Here is a 19,023-nt window from a genome sequence, read left to right as displayed (position 1 = left end):
TCTCAGTGTTTATAGTAAAGTTTATATTACTGCATTAGAAAGTAACTAGGTATGTTGAGGGCGGTGATGGTATTTAAGCGTGGGTTATATCTTATTTGTGGATTGTGTAGCTTAGCGTTAGGGTTACTTGGGATACCGTTACCCATCTTACCTACAGTGCCATTTATCCTATTAGCCGCTTTTTGTTTTGCGCGATCGAGTGAGCGTTTACATCAGTGGCTAATGAACCATCCTTGGTTTTCAGAGGCGCTGGCTGATTGGGAAAAGAAACGAGCTATGCGCAAAGGATTAAAGAGGAAAGCATATATTGTCAGTGGCTTGAGTTTTGCTGCTAGCATCACTATTGTTCCTCTCATTTGGGTTAAAGTGATGCTTGTGTGTTGTGCCATTGGGTTGGGCCTATATCTAAGGCAGATCCCTGAGTTGGAAGATTAAACTAGTATAAAAAGTCATCTTTTAACTGTGCAATAAAACAAGAGAATAGCTCATGTTTTGTGAGAGCTCCGTCAAAACAACCCCATTAGCAGCACCGCTAGTTGCAACTCATGGTAAAGCGGCTTAAGCTTTAGCAGATTTTTTAAAGTCAGCTATGACAGCGGACAAAACCAAAAGATGATGGCATGAATAACGAAAGCTTAGCGCTAATAAAACAGAGTATTAAAACGATTCCGGATTATCCAAAGCCTGGGATTCTTTTTAGAGATGTGACGAGTTTACTTGAAGATCCTATCGCCTATAGAGCAACGATAGATATCTTGGCCCAGCATTATAAAGATCATGGTTTTACCAAGATAGTGGGTACTGAGGCTCGCGGATTTTTATTTGGAGCTCCATTAGCATTAGCGTTAGGAGTGGGTTTTGTTCCTGTTCGTAAACCAGGTAAGTTACCTCGTGAAACGATCTCTGAAAGCTATGAACTTGAATATGGTCATGATGTTTTAGAACTTCATATTGATGCTATCAATGAAAATGACAAAGTGCTTGTTGTTGATGATCTGTTGGCTACTGGTGGCACGATTGAAGCTACCGTTAAACTTATTCGCAAACTCGGTGGTGAAGTTAAGCACGCCGCATTTGTTATCTCCTTACCTGAGTTAGGCGGTGATAAACGTCTTCAAGAGATGGATCTTAAATTAGTCACGCTTTGTGAGTTTGAAGGCGAATAAACCAGCGTAAAAATGTTCCTCGGTAGCGAGTTTTAGATTGGCATGCTATTGTGCCACAATCCGAGGAGCATGCTCCCGAAATTGATAAAGAAACACTTTGGGGAGTTCCATGTCTTATCAGGTGTTGGCCAGAAAATGGCGCCCTGCCACTTTTGAGCAAATGGTTGGCCAGTCTCATGTTTTACATGCGTTAACCAACGCACTCACTCAGCAAAGGTTACATCACGCTTATCTGTTTTCTGGTACTCGTGGGGTTGGCAAAACCAGTTTAGCACGACTCTTTGCAAAAGGTCTGAATTGTGAACAAGGTGTCACCGCGACGCCATGTGGTCAATGCTCAAGTTGTATTGAAATATCTGAAGGTCGTTTTGTCGATCTGATTGAAGTCGATGCAGCCTCAAGAACGAAAGTCGATGATACCCGTGAACTACTCGACAACGTCCAATATCGTCCTAGCCGTGGCCGTTTTAAGGTTTACTTAATCGATGAAGTGCATATGCTTTCGCGAAGCAGTTTTAATGCGCTACTTAAGACGTTGGAAGAGCCACCAGAACATGTAAAATTTTTACTTGCCACAACCGATCCACAGCGACTTCCTGTCACTGTGTTATCACGTTGTTTGCAATTTAACCTAAAGAGTCTGACCCAAGACGAAATCACACAGCAGCTTGCTCATGTCTTGACCCAAGAGGTTTTACCCTTTGACGACCAAGCCTTAAGCTTATTAGCTAAAGCGGCTAATGGCAGTATGCGTGATGGATTAAGCCTGACTGATCAAGCGATCGCGTTTGGTGGTGGTGAAGTTAGATTGAGCCAAGTTCAGACCATGCTAGGTTGTATTGACGAACGACACGTTATCACCCTTTTTACTGCGCTTATCCAAGGTGATATCGCGCAACTTATGCAAGTGACTTCTCAAGTGCTCTCGTTTGGTGCAGATCCTCAAGAGGTGCTGCGTAGTTTGCTAGAACTGCTACATCAAATAACCTTAAGCCAATTTGCTCCTGCAGCTGCTCAACTCTCTATTCATCGTGAACAGATTAAATCTTTTGCCGAGCAGTTAAACCCAGAGCAAGTGCAGCTTTATTATCAATTACTGCTTACTGGACGTAAAGATCTTCCCCATGCACCTGATCCAAAGTCGGGTCTGGAGATGGCGTTACTCAGGGCGGTGTCATTTGTACCTGAGACGCCAGTTAAGCGTTGGATTACCGATAAGCCTGCCATCGTTTCAGTGTCGGAACTCAATACGATTAATTCAAAGGATACCGTTGCAAGTACAAGGCAAGCAAGTGCTGCACTAACCAATGAGCTCATAACATCGTCAGCTTCAGTTGTTGAAGCATCTAGAAATGAGCCACGTAAAGAGTTAAGTGAACAACAGGTATCTCCTCCAGAAGTCGTTGATGATGAAGACAGTGCACTTGATCGTTTAAACAGTGAACAGGCGTTAATATTAAACCAGGCTGCAAGTCAGGGGATGGAACAAGAGGTGATTCACTCAGTGGCTCAAACCAGCCAAGCTGATGATGTCGAAGCACTAATTTCTCCTATCGTTGCCCAAAATTCAGTAGACCCTAACGCTGTTTCCGATGAATATTATGCTCAAGCAGCGCAGTTTGATGCCCAACAGGATTATCAAGAACATTTTCAAGAAGGTTATTCAGACCCATATCCTGAATCATCTGGAGACGACAAGCATCAATTAGTGCAGCAAAGTGATGTGGTGAATGTTTCTGGTTCAGCAAGTACACCAGAAGAAGATGACATCCTCGATGCTGTTTTAGCGGCGCGAGATAGCTTATTGACTCAACTGAGTGCTGAAGAGCCTAAGGAGAGTGGTGGAAAAAAGTCTGAATCGGGACGCAAAGAGTTCGTAGCACCAAAACGAAAACCTTTAAAAGCAGTGTCCCATGAGGCAACACCGACTGATGATAACAAAACTCCTGAAATCGAGGCTAAGTCAAATTCGGTAGAGAATGAAGATAGGCCACCTTGGGAGGAGCCCGTAACGCCAGTTATTGCCGAGGAAGAGGTCGTTGGTGATATTCCATTCAGTCAGGCGGTTGAACAGCATAACTCAGCTATTCAAGGGGTTAAAAATCCTAAACCTGCACTAGATTCAAAACCGCTCGAAGTTGTGCCAATTCATGATGGTGCAGTGACGGGAAATGACATTGATTTGAAATGGTATCGTTTGATGTCAGCCCTTGATGTCGGAGGACGGGTACGCCAGTTGGCAGTCAATTCAGTGTGCCATCATTTTGTAGAGCCTCTTGCACTCTTGTTAAAACCGAATCAGAAGCATTTGTCAGCAGATGTCGCCATCGTTCAGTTAGAAGAGGCCTTGAGTAGGGCCTTAGATAAAGAAGTACATGTCACGGTTTCTGTGGGGATGGATACTACACGCGAAACACCATTGGAGATACGTCAGCGTTTTCATCAAGAATTACTATCTCAGGCACATCACGGCTTAATGAATGACAGTCATATTCAATGGCTGATTGCTGAGATGGATGCGGAGTTTGAAACCGATAGCTTAAGTTACAGTCCTGAATTGTTGAGTTTGAAAGGAAATACCATTGAGCTTGTCGATAAGTCGAACTTTAAGACGCTGCCTGAGTCATAACTTTGTGCGGCTTTGATTGATTATCACTATTTTTTAAGTAAGATGAGCCAACTTTATTAGCCCCTTAATTGAAGAGATATAGCTATGTTTGGAAAAGGCGGTATGGGTAACCTGATGAAACAGGCCCAGATGATGCAAGATAAAATGGCCAAAGTGCAGGAAGAGATTGCACGTATGGAAGTCACCGGTGAAGCGGGTGCTGGTCTTGTAAAAGTGACCATGACAGGTTCTCACAGTGTACGTAAAGTGGATATCGATCCTAGCCTGTTAGCAGATGATAAAGAGATGCTAGAAGATCTTATTGCTGCGGCGTGTAACGATGCAGCTCGTCGTGTTGAAGAGAATCAAAAAGAGAGAATGGCTGAAGTGACAGGTGGAATGCAACTACCACCTGGCATGAAAATGCCATTTTAATCAGGGTAAAAAATGAAATTTAGTCCTCTTGTTGATGAATTGATTCAATCATTAAAGTGTTTGCCTGGTGTAGGACCTAAGTCCGCTCAACGCATGGCGTTTCAGCTCTTGGAACGTGATCGCAAGGCGGGGCTATCTTTAGCCTCTGCATTGGCGAGTGCGATGAGTGATGTTGGTCATTGCCAAGCTTGCCGTACGTTTACCGAAGAGAAATTATGCCCGATTTGTGCCAGTCACAAACGAGGGCACTCTGAGGTTATTTGCGTGGTTGAAACGCCAGCTGATGTTTTGGCTATTGAAGCAGGAGGACACTTCTCCGGTCGATATTTTGTGTTGTTAGGCCATCTTTCTCCTCTTGATGGAGTCGGGCCTGACGAACTCGGTTTGTCACTGCTTGAAGCTCACTTAGCTTGTGGTGATATATCTGAGCTGATTCTCGCAACTAATCCGACAGTTGAAGGGGATGCAACGGCGCATTTTATTGCCGATATAGCTAAAGGCCATCAAGTCGTCGTTAGTCGAATTGCTCACGGTGTTCCTGTTGGCGGCGAACTTGAATATGTAGACAGCACCACATTGGCACTCTCTTTTAATGGACGTTTGCCCTTATAGAATGAGCTAGATACAACAGAACTCTCACTCTGTGTCTGTCTGCGGTCATCAAAAAACCAGTACTTACTTTGTAGGGGCTGGTTTTTTTTTAAGCAATTGAATGTATCGAAAAATTTGTCCCTTGAAAATTCAGATTAAAGCCCCATCTCTTACTGCATAAAGAAATAGTTTTTGTGAAACACTAAAGGAACAATGCATGTCTCAACAAGAAACTCATGGCTTTCAAACTGAAGTCAAGCAACTACTTAACTTGATGATCCACTCTTTGTATTCAAACAAAGAGATTTTCTTGCGTGAATTGGTGTCCAACGCAGCCGATGCCGCAGATAAACTTCGTTATGAAGCGTTAACTAATGATGCGCTTTATGAAGGTGACGGTGAGCTGAGAGTTCGCATTAGTACAGATAAAGAGAAAGGTACTATTACCATAGAAGATAATGGTATCGGTATGACTCGTGACAATGTGATCGAGCATTTAGGGACGATTGCAAAGTCAGGTACAGCTGATTTCTTTAAGAACCTCTCTGGTGATGAATCAAAAGATTCACAGCTAATTGGTCAGTTTGGTGTCGGTTTCTACTCTTCATTTATTGTCGCCGATAAAGTGACAGTTCGTACTCGAGCAGCAGGTCATAGCAGTGACGAAGGCGTTCTATGGGAGTCCGCTGGTGAAGGCGACTTCACAGTAGAAAGCATTGTAAAAGAAAATCGTGGTACAGAAATTGTGCTTCATTTGCGCGAAGAGGAGAAAGAGTTTGCCGATGACTTCCGTCTACGTTCAATTATTACTAAATACTCAGATCACATCTCGGTGCCAGTTGAGATGTTTGAAGCTGGTACACCTGCTGTTGAAGCAAGCGATGATCAAGAAGCAATAGCGGCGACTGAAGGTCAGTGGAAGCCGATGAACAAGGCGACTGCACTATGGACTCGTAATAAGAGTGACGTATCTAAAGAGGAATATGAAGAGTTTTATAAGCATATCTCTCATGATTATACCGATCCGCTAATATGGAGCCATAACCGTGTTGAAGGTAAGCAAGAGTACACTAGCTTGCTCTATATTCCTGCAAAAGCACCTTGGGATATGTGGAATCGTGATCGTAAGCATGGGCTGAAATTATTTGTACAACGTGTCTTTGTTATGGATGATGCAGAGCAGTTTATGCCTAGCTACCTGCGTTTCGTACAAGGCCTGATCGATTCAAATGATCTGCCGTTAAACGTGTCTCGTGAGATTTTGCAAGATAACAAGGTAACGACAGCGCTTCGTACTGCAGTGACTAAGCGTGTCTTAGGCATGCTTGAGAAACTAGCGAAGAATGATGCTGAAAAATATCAGTCTTTTTGGGCTGAATTTGGTCAAGTGTTAAAAGAGGGGCCAGCAGAAGATTTTGCTAATAAAGAACGTATTGCAGGCTTGCTACGTTTCGCATCTACTCACACAGAAGATGCTGCGCCAACGGTTTCACTTGCTGATTACGTTAGTCGTATGCAGGAAGGGCAAGACAAGATTTACTACATAGTTGCTGACAGCTATGAAGCGGCTGCAAACAGTCCCCACTTAGAGCTACTGCGTAAGAAGGGCATCGAAGTCTTGTTGATGTCAGAGCGAATCGATGAGTGGTTGATCAATCACTTAACCGAGTTTGATGGTAAGCAACTTCATTCGGTAACGCGTGGTGATCTTGAACTAGGCTCTCTTGAAGATGCTAGTGAAAAAGAAGCGCAAGAGAAGTTAGAAACAGAATCTGAAGGCCTCGTTAAGCGTATCAAAGACGCACTTGGTGATAAAGTGTCAACGGTTAAAGTGACAACGCGTTTGACCGACACTCCTGCGTGTGTGGTTGCTGGTGACGGTGAAATGTCAACACAGATGGTTAAGTTAATGGAAGCGGCTGGTCAGTCAGTTCCTGAAAGTAAGCCTACTTTTGAGATTAACCCTGAGCATCCACTGGTGTCTCGTCTAAACGATGAGCAGGATGAAACGTTATTTGCTCAGTGGAGCGAGTTGCTTCTTCAACAAGCTCAGCTTTCAGAAAAAGGCAGTTTGGCTGATCCTTCAGCATTCATTAAGTTGATGAACCAGATGCTTTTAGCTCAATTAAAATAAATTGTTTTTTAATTGAAATATACTCAAGCGACCTCAGTGGGCTGAATCCTGCATCTTGAAGAGGTTTGGGTATAATATGGGGCATGACTTGTTTTTATTAAGAGTCGGCCTCTTTTTTTGCTTTAAAATTTAGGATTGTTATGGAAGCTATTTTGGAACTGACTAAAGATAATATTCAAGATGTGGTTGATGCATCGATGAAGCAAATTGTTGTCTTAGCTTTTTGGTCGCAACAAAGTCCTGAAAGCGTTGCGCTATCTCAAACCTTGACGGAGATGGCACAAAAGCAATTGGGTCGTTTTGTGTTGGCAAAAGTGGATTGTGATAATGAGATAGAGATAGCTAACTATTTTCAAATTCAAAATATGCCGACCACGTTAGTGTTAAGCGAAGGAAAACCTATTGATGGCTTTGCTGGTCAACAAGAGGAGGAACAAATAGTCGCGATGCTGGATAAGCATCTGCCCGCTCAATGGCAAGTTCAACTTAATGAAGCAAAAACCCTATTGGCGTTACAAGATGCTGAACCTGCTTTAGTACTATTGAAGCAAGCATACACAGAGTCAGCCAATGCCGAAGTGGCTTTGGTTTATGCTGATGCATGCTTGATGTTGGGTGATTTTGAATCTGCTGTAGAGCTGTTAGCCACCGTAGGACTTGCCGATCAAGACAGTTATTATCAAAGCTTGAAGGCAAAGTTGGCCTTGGCATTAGATGCGGCAGATAGTCCTGAGATTAGGCAGTTACAGCAGCTTGTTGACAATGAACCTGACAATATTGCTCAATTACTCTTACTCGTTAGAGCGCTGCATCAAGCAAAGCGTAATGAGGAAGCCTTAGCCCTCTTATTCAGTCCGTTATCGAAAGATATTGGTGTCGAAAACGGTAATGCTAAACAGTTATTTTTAGAAATTCTGACGGCGTTAGGCCAGGGGAATACACTGGCAAACCAATATCGTCGTAAGTTATATAGTCTCTTATACTAAAGTAAGGGGTAGAAATAGATAAAATACTAAGATGAGAGGTTAGCCAATTTCATTGTTTTGATTTCCTTCTTAGTACATAGGGCTAAAGTCTAATGATTATCTGGCTTAAAAGCCCGATCAGCCTCTTCAAAATAGCGGCCAAATGTGCGAAGATCGCGGCCTAATGAAATATACGTCAAATAAAAGGACAATCGAGATGCGCATCATGTTATTAGGTGCCCCAGGTGCCGGTAAAGGCACTCAGGCACAATTCATCATGGAAAAATATGGTATCCCGCAAATTTCTACAGGCGATATGTTACGTGCTGCAGTTAAAGCTGGTACTTCACTGGGCTTAGAAGCTAAAAAAGTGATGGATGCTGGTCAATTGGTTTCTGATGAATTGATTATTGGCCTAGTAAAAGAGCGTGTTGCTCAAGCGGATTGTGAAAATGGCTTCTTGTTAGATGGTTTTCCTCGTACGATTCCTCAAGCGGATGCTATGGCGGAAGGTGGCATTGCTATCGATCATGTCGTTGAGATCGATGTGCCCGATGAAGAGATTGTTAAGCGTATGAGTGGACGTCGTGTTCACCCTGGTTCTGGCCGTGTTTATCACCTTGTTTTTAATCAACCTAAGGTTGAGGGTAAAGATGATGTGACCGGAGAAGATTTGGCTATCCGTCCTGATGATGAAGAGAGCACAGTGCGTAAGCGTCTTGATATTTATCATGAACAGACTAAGCCGCTCGTTGCTTATTACGGTAAAGTTGCTGATAGTGGTCAAACTAAATACAGCAAGTTTGACGGTACGCAAAGTGTTGCAGTCGTTAGCGAAGAGATTGTGGTTGCTTTAAGTTAAGCCTTACTTCAATTACACGTATTTAATGAGCAAACACTCATTTAAAAAGTCCGCTTACTTGAGCGGGCTTTTTTATTGGGCAAAGATAATTTAATGTAATTTGATAGCCTTTCATGAGGTGAATAGGTAAAACTTGACCTAGGTTCTGGTGAATTTCGCTGTTTGTGTTAGTATCTGCCGCCATTTATATTGGCTCTCAAGCATTGAAGCAAATATAAATATTTAATTGTCTTAATACCTGATACTTTTCTTATCAGGTATTTAATCCAAGCCACAGTGTCGATGTTCACTTTTGCCTTCTGTAACGGGCTTAGCGGGTGTATTGTGGCTTTGGGTGAATCCGTTACCATTCAACGAGAGCATTACATGAAGTTTCCAGGTCAACGAAAGTCAAAGCATTACTTTCCTGTACAAAATCGTGACCCATTGTTGGCGCAACTCACTCAGCAACCTAAGCGGTTTCCAACGTACGTTACTGGTATAGATCAAACTTTGGTTGATATTGAAGCTAAAGTTGCTGATGAAATGCTTGCTCGTTATGACTTACCTAAAGGTAATTCAACCTTAATCGATGATGAGACTGCTCACACTTTATATTCAGAGTTAAAGAGTCTGCAGTTAATCAGTGATGAATTTGCTGGTGGTACGATTGGTAATACGGTTCACAACTACTCTATTCTTGCAGATGACAGATCAGTATTATTTGGTGTGATGAGCAAAAATATCGAAGTCGGCAGCTATGCTTACCGTTACCTTTGCAATACCTCTTCTAAAGTTGATCTTAACTATTTGCAACCGGTAGAAGGTCCAATAGGCCGTTGTTTTACGCTTATCTCTGAGTGTGGTGAGCGGACTTTTGCAATTAGTAAAGGTTCGATGGATAAGCTTAGCCCTGAGTTTATTAATAAAGAAGTAGTTCAAGGCGCTTCAGCTCTGGTTTTAACAGCTTATTTAATGAGAGCCAGCGATGGTGATCAGATCTCTGCTGCTGCATTAAAAGCGATTGAGTATGCTAAAGAGGCAGAGGTTCCTGTGGTATTAACCTTAGGTACACGCTTTTTAATTGAGAGCGATCCTCTGTGGTGGAAAAAGTTTATTGAAGAGAACGTCACCATTCTTGCGATGAATGAAGATGAAGGTGAAGCACTAACTGGTTTTAAAGATCCGCTTCAAGCAAGTGAAACAGCACTTGAGTTATGTGATCTCGTATTAACGACTGCAGGTGCGTTGGGTTTATACATGGCGGGTTACACGGATGACTCTGAAAAGCGTGAAACGACTCATACTTTATTGCCCGGTATGATCCCTGAGTTTAATCGTTACGAATTTTCTCGCCCTAAGTTAAAGTCGGCATGTGACACTCCAATTAAGGTGTATGCCCATATCTCACCTTACATGGGTGGCCCAGAGAAGATACGTAACACTAATGGCGCTGGTGATGGTGCCTTAGCCGCACTGCTTCATGATTTAGCTTCTAATACGTTCCATAAGGCGAACGTGCCGGGATCAAGTAAGCATAAACGTGATGGTCTATGTTATTCATCATTCTCACAAGTGTGTAAGTATGCTAATCGCGTCGCTTATGAAGTGTTAGCGCAACATAGTCCACGTTTGTCCAGTGGTTTGCCTGAGCGTGAAGACAGTTTGGAAGAAGCATACTGGGAAAGATAAGTTTAAATAAACAAGGCGTCCAATGAGGACGCCTTTTTTATAGTTTCAAGTGAAGAGTGTCATTGTTGTTTTATTTTGCGTGCAGTTGTGCGTTAAAGCTACCTGCCGTTTTTCCAGCTTGAGTATCATTATAAACGACTTCATCAAACTCATTTTCTGACTTTGCAATAATAACAGTTGCAACAGTATCACCGGTGACATTCACCGCCGTTCTTACCATATCCAGTAATCTGTCTACGCCGATAATCAGTGCGATGCCTTCTACTGGCAGTCCGACTTGATTAAGTACCATGGCGAGCATTATAAGCCCAACACCAGGCACTCCAGCTGTACCAATCGAGGCTAATGTGGCAGTAACAACGACCATAGTATAGTCAGTGATGGTAAGATCTACACCATAAACTTGTGCAATAAATACCGTCGCTACACCTTGCATGATGGCTGTACCATCCATATTGATTGTCGCTCCCAAAGGCAGAGTGAAAGAGGCGATTTTATTATCAACACCTAACCTATGTTCAGCGGCTTCAATCGTGACAGGTAAAGTGGCGTTTGAACTTGCTGTACTGAATGCAAATAGCTGCACGTCTCTCATTTTACGGATAAACGTAAAAGGATTAAGTCCGGTAAAGATTTTGAGTAGAGCTGGGTAAACAATAAATCCATGGATCAACAACACTCCTAAGACTACCAAGAAGTACTTAACCACACTGCTGAAGGTTTCTAATCCCAATGTGAGCGCCAACTTTGCCATTAGAGCAAAGACACCATATGGAGCTAACTGCATGATGAGTGTCACCACTCGCATAATGACTTCGTTAAGGTCATTGAATAGCGCTGCAACGCGTTTTCCCCGTTCGCCGATGTGTGATATAGCAAAACCGAAAATGACAGCAAATAGGATGATTTGAAGCATGTTACCTTCGCTCATCGCCTTCATCGGATTGGTTGGGACTATATTGATTAACACTTCTGATAAACTGGGGGCTTCTTTTGCGTTAAAGCTGAGTCCTTCACTGACTAATGACGCGTTGCCAGGATGGATAATAATTGCAACGGAGATCGCAACGGTAATTGCGATTGCGGTAGTGAAGAGATAAAAAGCGAGGGTTTTGCCGCCGAGTCGTCCAAGTTTAGAAGGATCACTCAGTGAGCAGGTCCCGCAAACGAGAGAGATAAAGACCAAGGGGACAACCAACATTTTAAGGCCAGAGACGAAAACAGTGCCAATGACGTGTAAAAACCCCTCAGTGATATATTCGTCTATAAAACTGCTATCGGGAAATAAATTCCTTAAAAGTAACCCTATTATGATACCGGCTCCCATACCGATAAGTATCTTACTCGTGAGACCGAGCTTTTTTGATTGAGTTAATGCCATTGTGATTCCTGTATAATTATTATGCTTTCAATTTGCGCAATAAGCCTAACATGCAAAATACGGTGAGGATATGGGCAGTAAGTTAAACTTTATTAGTGTTTTGAGTAAATAAAACAAGATAGTTATGGAAATGTAACGTGAAAATTATGTAATCTTATCCTATAAGTAATAGGCGCTTTGCTAAAAATTACATTTTGAGTAACGGGGAGTCTGACATGCAGTCAGCATATAAATTGTTTATCGCATTCTTTTTGTCTTTTTTTATGATTGCATGTAGTGGTGGTGGGGATATTTCAGACCCCACGGATCCTGAACCTGATGAAGGTTCCATATCCATTTCGTTATCTATTTCGAATACCGATATTAATGCTGCTACGCCTGCAACAGTTACCGCCATAGTGTCTAATTCAAAAACAGGTGTAATGGTGGATACCTTGGTGAATTTCGCGTTAAGTGATGACTCTTTAGGGGCTTTTAATCCGGGGACAGGGACGGCATTAACTAATGCTGAGGGCCAAGCGCAAATTGAACTTGCCACTTCTAACGTCGTTGGGGCGGCTAGTGTCTCTGCTAGTGTTGATGGTTTTAGCGGAACTTCACCAACCGTTGGCGTCAATATGGCCGGAGATGGTGGTGATACTAGCGGGGGAGCTGTCATTGTACTGACATTAACAGATTCTGATGGTAATGCTACTGATACAATATCGACAACTAAACCTGGCAAACTTGTTGCGACTGTTACAGGGGTTAATAAGCCTGTTATTGTGACGTTTACATCAGCGAAAGGTGAAATACCCGTTGATGCTGCTGTTACTGTTGAAGGTGTTGCTATAGTCGACATTTATGCGGGAACGGATTTAGGCGCAGGTAAAGCTGTCGCTTTATTAGAAACAGGTGAAAAAGGAGAGGTCATTGTTGTAGTGGGTGCTACAAACGTATTTATGGGAAGTGGTGAGCCTTTTGTTTCCGGAGTTGCTTCAATCTCGACAACACTGTTATCTGCCGGTGGTACTGCAACTGTTAGTGTAAAACTTCAAGATGGCGATAATAATCTATTTACTCAGCCTGTTGAAGTTAACTTTACATCTACTTGTGCGTCTTTTTCAACACCTCAAGCTATTTTAAGCACACCTGTTACAGCCGTAAATGGCGTGGCATCTAGCACATACCTCGCACAAGGATGTAGTGGTGATGATCAGATAAACGTAACAGCTAACGCTGGGGGGCAGAGTCTATCAGCCAACGCGAGTATTTCAATTTTGCCGGCCAGTATAGGCAGTATTGTTTATTTATCAGCAACACCTGAAAAAATAGGAATTGTTGGAACTGGTTTACCTGAATCATCTACGGTTATTTTTAAGGTACTAGATACAAATGGTTTGCCTGTTAGCAATCAGCTAGTCGATTTTAGTCTCAACACCGATGTCGGTGGCATTAAATTAAATCCAGTGTCTGCGAGTACAAATGAGCAGGGTTTTGTTCAAACCGTTGTCGGTTCAGGTTCAGTAGCAACCGTTATACGCTTAACAGGGACTATCAATGGTTCTGATCCGGTTATTTCAAGCCAATCAAGCCAGTTAGTTGTCACAACAGGTATTCCTGATCAAGATAGCTTCTCACTTTCAGCTTCAAATTTTAATCCTGAGGGGTGGAGTGAGGAAGGTACGCTTGTTCAGATAACTGCAAAGCTTTCAGATGCGTTTAATAATCGAGTACCAGATGGTACATCAGTGACGTTTAGGACCGAAGGTGGTGACATTGTTGACTCATGTTTGACGACTAATGGTGATTGTACTGTAGATTGGCAGAGTAAAAATCCACGGCCTTTTGGGGCAACAGTCCAACCGTTAGCTCTAGATGGACAAGGACGTCAGTATTGGGATGTCCGTCAGCATTATTACTTAGGTCAACCAATGGGGGGAAGGACAACAGTAACGGCTACAGCAGTAGGAGAGGAGTCTTTTGCTGATACTAATGGTAATGGACGATTCGATACTGATGAGTTAACAGCCTTTTTAGGAAAAAATACTGCCGGTGTAGATTTTGATTTAAATGAGCCTTTTGAAGACTTTAATGAAGATAGCTTGTTTAACCCTGAGCAGGGTACTGGTGCTGGTGGTGGTGATTTAGAGGAACTCATTGATTTTGATTCTAATGGGAGTTTTGACACAAAGGATGATCTCTATAATGGAGTGTTGTGTGCAGAACCTGTTCATGCAGGCTGCGCATCTTTTACAGCTCAAAGTACCAGTACTTTTGTTAGGCAAAACCTTGTTTTAGTCATGTCTGGAAGTGCCGCTATTGCTTCACAGCCTATAGTTACAGATAGCGCAACAGATACTGGAGTACATATATTAGATCTAGCACCTAAATCGATAGGCTATGTTGCTCTTTGTATTTCAGATTTACATAATCAGCAAATGCCTTCAGGTAGTCAGATTAATGCTGTGTCTTCTGCTGGTAGTGTTGCGACCACGAATCCTATTGCATGGCCTAACACTAACTTTAATGGTGCGCGGTGCGACACGTTTGCGGTAAAAGCTCCTGATGAACCTGAGGATGGTGTGTTGACGATAAGCGTGACAACTCCTGACGGAGTCATCTCAACAGTTGCTGTAGTTGACATAAATATGTGATGTATACAGTTCGTCAAATATTAGCATAAAGTTTGACTACATAAAAAACCACCAGTGAAGGTGGTTTTTTATAGATAAATAGTAAGACTTAAGTTACTTCTGAAATTGATACACACTGCCGAGTTTCATTATCTGCGTGAGTTCATCCAATGCGGTTCTAGATTCGATAAGTAACTGAGGGTTTGCTAAATCATCGACGATAAGACGATCGCGGTAATGTTTATCAACCCAAACGTTTAAGCGAGTGAATAATGCCTCATTCATTAAGGTATTCTGATTAACCGCCGCTAACTCGATATCATTCATGGCTATCCGCAGGCGAAGGCAAGCGGGACCACCGCCATTTTGCATGCTTTGCTTAACGTCAAAGTAGTTGACCTGCTTAATTGGGGTTCCTAATGTTATTAGCTCATTGAGGTAAGCGAAAACCGCCGGATTCTCTTGGCAGTTAGTCGGCGCAATGATGGTCATATCACCAGAGGGAAGGGTGATAATTTGAGTATTGAATAGGTAAGTTTTGACGGCATCCTCAATACTGACCTTTGCGGTTGGCACCTCGATAAAATGAAGGTCTGAGTTAGCAAACTTACGCTGTATCTCATCGAGTTTATTTTGTGTATTCAGAAATGCTTGTTGGTGGTAGAAAAGTACGTTCTGGTTGCCAACTGCAATCACGTCATTATGAAATACACCTTGGTCAATCACATCAGGGTTTTGGGAGATGTATACCGTGTTGTTTTCACTTAACCCGTGAAGACGAGCGATCGCTTGGGAGGCTTCTAAGGTTTGCCTTGCTGGGTACTTTTTAGACTTAGGTGCGTTTGGATTTGTCGCTTCTTGTCCATAGACAAATAGCTCAAGACCTCTGTCACCATAGCTTTCACAGAGTCGCGTGTGATTAGCGGCCCCTTCATCACCAAAACTGGCTTGTTCAGGCAGGTGCTGGTGATGACTGAAGTAGCGAGGATTATTAAAGGTTGCCGCTAAAATATTCCCCGTTGTGGTTGGTTCGATACTACGATGCAGCTTATCTACGAGGTTTGCAGGGGTAAAATGCACTTTACCATCTTGGGTATCGGCACTGGGTGATACGGTTGCTGCATTGGCTGTCCACATACTTGATGCACTACAACAAGCCCGCAGGAGCGCAGGAGCCTCTTTGGCTGCTTTATTTAATATTTCAGCATCAGTGCCCGAAAAACCAATTCGGCGTAGTGTATGAAGGTTTGGGCGCTCCTGAGGGGCCAGCATACCTTGAACCATTCCCATATCTGCTAGAGCTTTTGCTTTTTTTAACCCCTGTTTAGCTGCGGCTTTAGGATTGGATACCGCTGATGCATTGCTAAAAGAGGCTACATTGCCAAAAGAGAGACCGGCATAGTTATGGGTGGGTCCAACGAGTCCATCAAAGTTCGCTTCAAAATGCTTCATTTATTATCCTTGTTATGCAGGCAATTAAGGTTATTGATTGGATTCTCTTTTCCTGTAATCACCCGTTAAGTTTGAGGTCGCCTGAGTCTGCCTCTTCTTTAAACTTGTTTAATTTTGGCTCAGTATACGTGAGCTTTAAGGGTTAACAAGTTGTACCTAAAGAGTGAATTGGTCATATGTGCATTGAAATTCACAAGATAACCTTGCTAGCTGACTAATAATGAAATATTTGTTTTTAAATACGCAGAAATATATTTTACATTTTTTTAATTAATGCTCAAAAATTGGCTAAACGATATAAAAAAAAGAGGGATTAACTTGAAACTATCGAGACAACACTCTATATATGGAGCCAATTAACAAATTTTTGAGACTTTTGGCGCAGATCATTCTATGGGTAAATCGCTAGTTATTGTCGAATCACCGGCCAAAGCCAAGACTATTAATAAATATCTCGGCAAAGATTACATCGTGAAATCGAGTGTGGGTCACATACGTGATCTACCAACATCATCAACAGCTGAAGTGAATGTGGCGACTAAAACGCCCGCTGAAGTTAAGAAGATGTCTCCTGAAGAAAAAGCTATTTATAAGAGTAAAAGAGCGAAACAAGCGCTGGTTACTCGTATGGGAATTGATCCTGAAAATGGCTGGAAAGCCAAGTATCAAACGCTCCCCGGTAAAGAGAAAGTGGTCAAGGAACTGCAAGCTTTAGCGGAAAGCGCAGATCATATCTTTCTCGCAACCGATTTGGATAGAGAGGGAGAGGCCATTGCTTGGCATCTTCAAGAGGTAATTGGAGGGGACCCATCTCGTTATCAACGGGTTGTTTTCAATGAAATAACTAAATCAGCTATTCAGGACGCATTTAGTAAACCTGCAACTTTAGACACTAATATGGTCAACGCGCAACAGGCGCGACGTTTTCTTGACCGCGTGGTTGGCTTTATGGTTTCTCCGCTGCTTTGGAAAAAAGTTGCAAGAGGACTTTCGGCTGGCCGTGTGCAATCGGTAGCGACTCGTTTAGTGGTTGAGAAAGAAGGTGAAATTAAAGCTTTTGTGCCAGAAGAGTTCTGGGACATACATGCAAACTTAAATACCTTGACTAACGATTTGCTAAAAATGGAAGTGGTTAAATTCCAAGATAAGGCATTTAACCCTGTTAACGAATTGCAAGCCCAAACTGCTGTCAATGCATTAGCACAGTCAAGCTTTGTGGTTGCCGCTCGTGATGATAGAGCAACATCGAGTAAACCTTCAGCGCCTTATATTACCTCTACATTGCAGCAAGCTGCGAGTACTAGACTTGGTTTTGGTGTTAAGAAAACCATGATGATGGCTCAGCGCCTCTATGAAGCGGGCCATATTACTTATATGCGTACCGACTCAACTAACTTGAGTCAAGAAGCAGTCGAAAATGTTCGTGAGATGATTAGCAAAGAGTATGGTGAGGAGTACTTACCTGCTGAGCCATTACGTTATGGCAGTAAAGAGGGGGCTCAGGAGGCTCACGAAGCGATTCGTCCGTCAGATGTTTCTGTTCATGCTGCAAGCATGAGTGATATGGAACGTGATGCTCAGCGTCTTTATGAATTGATTTGGCGTCAGTTTGTCTCTTGTCAGATGACGCCTGCAAAATACGATGCGACTCGTTTGACTGTTAAAGCTGGCGAATATGAGCTCAAGGCAACGGGTCGAACTTTACGATTCGATGGTTGGACACGAGTTCAAACCGCGGTTAAAAAGAAAAATGAAGAGGAGAGTACTTTACCTGCAGTGACAAAAGGGGATGTGCTTTCTTTAGATGAGTTACTGCATAAACAGCACTTTACTAAGCCACCCGCAAGGTACAGCGAAGCCTCTTTAGTGAAAGAGCTCGAGAAACGTGGTATCGGTCGTCCATCGACTTACGCAACGATTATTTCAACCATTCAAGACCGTGGTTATGTGAAGGTTGAAAACCGTCGTTTCTATGCAGAAAAGATGGGAGAGATCGTTAGTGAGAGTCTAGTCGGTAGTTTTAAAGAGTTAATGAGCTATGACTTTACCGCAAGCATGGAACAAACCCTTGATGATGTTGCTCATGGTGAGCTTGAGTGGAAGACAGTACTTGATGGTTTCTATAAAGATTTAACCAAACAACTGGATCAAGCGGAATTAGCACCAGAAGAGGGCGGTATGCGTCCTAATGAGATGGTGTTAACGGATATCAAATGTCCGACTTGTGGTAGACCCATGGGGATCCGAACGGGGACTACAGGTGTATTCCTTGGTTGTTCAGGCTATGCATTACCGCCAAAAGAGCGTTGTAAGACAACGATGAACTTAACCTCTGGTGAAGAGGCGATAAGTGAGAACAGCGAGGATGCTGAAACAGATGCATTACGTGCTAAGCATCGTTGTGACGTCTGCGGTACTGCGATGGACAGTTACTTAATCGATGAGACTCGTAAGCTTCATGTCTGTGGCAATAACCCCATATGTGCTGGTTATGAAGTTGAGTTAGGCCAGTTCAAGATTAAGGGCTATGAAGGACCTATCATTGAATGTGATCGTTGTAGCAATGATATGGAACTGAAAAACGGTCGGTTTGGTAAGTACTTTGGTTGTACCAATTCTGAATGTAAAAATACGCGTAAACTGTTGAAAAGCGGTGAGGCAGCACCACCAAAGGAAGATCCTATTCATCTCCCTGAACTCAAATGTACTAAGTCAGACGGTTACTTCGTGCTTAGAGATGGTGCAGCAGGTATTTTTATGGCTGCAAGTACCTTCCCTAAGTCGCGAGAGACACGTCCACCATTAGTTGAAGAGCTGGTGAGGTATCGTGAACTTTTGTGGCCTAAATATGCTTATTTAGCCGATGCGCCAGTGGAAGATGATGAAGGTAATAAAGCCACTGTACGTTTCAGTCGTAAGACGAAAGAGCAATATGTAGCGACTGACATTGATGGTAAAGCGAGCGGCTGGACATCAAAATACATCGACGGTAAATGGGTGACGGAGGCTAAGAAAAAAGCCAAACCTAAAGTGGCGGCAAAACCAAAAGCTAAGACTACTAAGGAAAAAGTTAAAGAGTAAGTAGCGTAAGTTTACTACCTTGCACTTGTATCTAACCCCGACGTTCATCGGGGTTTTTTTAT

Annotated in this window: 13 protein-coding genes; 11 read left to right on the top strand and 2 right to left on the bottom strand. The window is 42.8% G+C overall.

Annotation, left to right across the window (positions count from 1 at the left end):
• Positions 1–66 precede the first annotated feature (66 nt).
• The 9 genes from HWQ47_RS16525 (at position 67) to HWQ47_RS16485 (ending at position 10,432) form a co-directional block, all read left to right on the top strand.
• Positions 67–435 (top strand): YbaN family protein, encoded by a 369-nt coding sequence (locus HWQ47_RS16525; protein WP_269971773.1) that lies wholly within the window; start codon positions 67–69, stop codon positions 433–435.
• Between the two features lie 185 nt (positions 436–620).
• Positions 621–1,166, top strand: a complete 546-nt coding sequence (gene apt, locus HWQ47_RS16520) for an adenine phosphoribosyltransferase (RefSeq protein ID WP_269967159.1) — start codon at positions 621–623, stop codon at positions 1,164–1,166.
• 109 nt (positions 1,167–1,275) lie between these two features.
• The gene (dnaX, locus tag HWQ47_RS16515; protein ID WP_269967158.1) at positions 1,276–3,795 is read left to right on the top strand and encodes a DNA polymerase III subunit gamma/tau; all 2,520 of its coding nucleotides are present in this window, start codon (positions 1,276–1,278) and stop codon (positions 3,793–3,795) included.
• 84 nt (positions 3,796–3,879) lie between these two features.
• A complete protein-coding gene (locus tag HWQ47_RS16510; protein WP_269967157.1) occupies positions 3,880–4,209 on the top strand; it encodes a YbaB/EbfC family nucleoid-associated protein in 330 nt (109 codons plus the stop codon).
• Positions 4,210–4,221: 12 nt separating this feature from the next.
• The gene (gene recR / locus HWQ47_RS16505) at positions 4,222–4,821 is read left to right on the top strand and encodes a recombination mediator RecR (RefSeq protein ID WP_269967156.1); all 600 of its coding nucleotides are present in this window, start codon (positions 4,222–4,224) and stop codon (positions 4,819–4,821) included.
• 196 nt (positions 4,822–5,017) lie between these two features.
• Positions 5,018–6,934, top strand: coding sequence for a molecular chaperone HtpG (gene htpG / locus HWQ47_RS16500; protein ID WP_269967155.1), 1,917 nt, complete (start codon positions 5,018–5,020; stop codon positions 6,932–6,934).
• A gap of 140 nt (positions 6,935–7,074) precedes the next feature.
• Complete coding sequence (locus HWQ47_RS16495; RefSeq protein WP_269967154.1) at positions 7,075–7,920, top strand: tetratricopeptide repeat protein; 846 nt, start codon at positions 7,075–7,077, stop codon at positions 7,918–7,920.
• Between the two features lie 196 nt (positions 7,921–8,116).
• Positions 8,117–8,761, top strand: coding sequence for an adenylate kinase (gene adk, locus HWQ47_RS16490; protein WP_269967153.1), 645 nt, complete (start codon positions 8,117–8,119; stop codon positions 8,759–8,761).
• 366 nt (positions 8,762–9,127) lie between these two features.
• Positions 9,128–10,432 carry an inosine/guanosine kinase gene (locus HWQ47_RS16485; RefSeq protein WP_269967152.1) on the top strand — a complete coding sequence of 435 codons (1,305 nt, stop codon included), beginning with the start codon at positions 9,128–9,130 and terminating at the stop codon, positions 10,430–10,432.
• Between the two features lie 70 nt (positions 10,433–10,502).
• Here the strand turns inward: HWQ47_RS16485 and HWQ47_RS16480 are convergent, their stop codons facing one another.
• Positions 10,503–11,813 carry a dicarboxylate/amino acid:cation symporter gene (locus tag HWQ47_RS16480; RefSeq protein WP_269967151.1) on the bottom strand — a complete coding sequence of 437 codons (1,311 nt, stop codon included), beginning with the start codon at positions 11,811–11,813 and terminating at the stop codon, positions 10,503–10,505.
• A 215-nt stretch (positions 11,814–12,028) separates the two neighbouring features.
• Between HWQ47_RS16480 and HWQ47_RS16475 the strand changes: the two genes are divergently transcribed.
• Complete coding sequence (locus HWQ47_RS16475) at positions 12,029–14,449, top strand: hypothetical protein (RefSeq protein WP_269967150.1); 2,421 nt, start codon at positions 12,029–12,031, stop codon at positions 14,447–14,449.
• Positions 14,450–14,542: 93 nt separating this feature from the next.
• On the opposite strand, the gene astB is transcribed toward HWQ47_RS16475, so the two are convergent.
• Positions 14,543–15,880 carry an N-succinylarginine dihydrolase gene (gene astB, locus HWQ47_RS16470; protein WP_269967149.1) on the bottom strand — a complete coding sequence of 446 codons (1,338 nt, stop codon included), beginning with the start codon at positions 15,878–15,880 and terminating at the stop codon, positions 14,543–14,545.
• Between the two features lie 393 nt (positions 15,881–16,273).
• Between astB and topA the strand changes: the two genes are divergently transcribed.
• Positions 16,274–18,961, top strand: a complete 2,688-nt coding sequence (gene topA / locus HWQ47_RS16465; protein WP_269967148.1) for a type I DNA topoisomerase — start codon at positions 16,274–16,276, stop codon at positions 18,959–18,961.
• Positions 18,962–19,023 lie beyond the last annotated feature (62 nt).

Source organism: Shewanella sp. MTB7, from assembly GCF_027571385.1.
Classification (GTDB): domain Bacteria; phylum Pseudomonadota; class Gammaproteobacteria; order Enterobacterales; family Shewanellaceae; genus Shewanella.
This window is presented reverse-complemented; position numbering and strand designations above follow the sequence as displayed.

Excerpts from the sequence above, each read along its gene's own strand:
- astB (WP_269967149.1), bottom strand. The coding sequence starts at position 15,880 with ATGAAGCATTTTGAAGCGAACTTTGATGGACTCGTTGGACCCACCCAT.
- HWQ47_RS16485 (WP_269967152.1), top strand. The coding sequence starts at position 9,128 with ATGAAGTTTCCAGGTCAACGAAAGTCAAAGCATTACTTTCCTGTACAA.
- HWQ47_RS16480 (WP_269967151.1), bottom strand. The coding sequence starts at position 11,813 with ATGGCATTAACTCAATCAAAAAAGCTCGGTCTCACGAGTAAGATACTT.
- htpG (WP_269967155.1), top strand. The coding sequence starts at position 5,018 with ATGTCTCAACAAGAAACTCATGGCTTTCAAACTGAAGTCAAGCAACTA.
- dnaX (WP_269967158.1), top strand. The coding sequence starts at position 1,276 with ATGTCTTATCAGGTGTTGGCCAGAAAATGGCGCCCTGCCACTTTTGAG.
- topA (WP_269967148.1), top strand. The coding sequence starts at position 16,274 with ATGGGTAAATCGCTAGTTATTGTCGAATCACCGGCCAAAGCCAAGACT.
- HWQ47_RS16475 (WP_269967150.1), top strand. The coding sequence starts at position 12,029 with ATGCAGTCAGCATATAAATTGTTTATCGCATTCTTTTTGTCTTTTTTT.
- recR (WP_269967156.1), top strand. The coding sequence starts at position 4,222 with ATGAAATTTAGTCCTCTTGTTGATGAATTGATTCAATCATTAAAGTGT.
- HWQ47_RS16495 (WP_269967154.1), top strand. The coding sequence starts at position 7,075 with ATGGAAGCTATTTTGGAACTGACTAAAGATAATATTCAAGATGTGGTT.
- adk (WP_269967153.1), top strand. The coding sequence starts at position 8,117 with ATGCGCATCATGTTATTAGGTGCCCCAGGTGCCGGTAAAGGCACTCAG.
- HWQ47_RS16525 (WP_269971773.1), top strand. The coding sequence starts at position 67 with ATGGTATTTAAGCGTGGGTTATATCTTATTTGTGGATTGTGTAGCTTA.
- apt (WP_269967159.1), top strand. The coding sequence starts at position 621 with ATGAATAACGAAAGCTTAGCGCTAATAAAACAGAGTATTAAAACGATT.
- HWQ47_RS16510 (WP_269967157.1), top strand. The coding sequence starts at position 3,880 with ATGTTTGGAAAAGGCGGTATGGGTAACCTGATGAAACAGGCCCAGATG.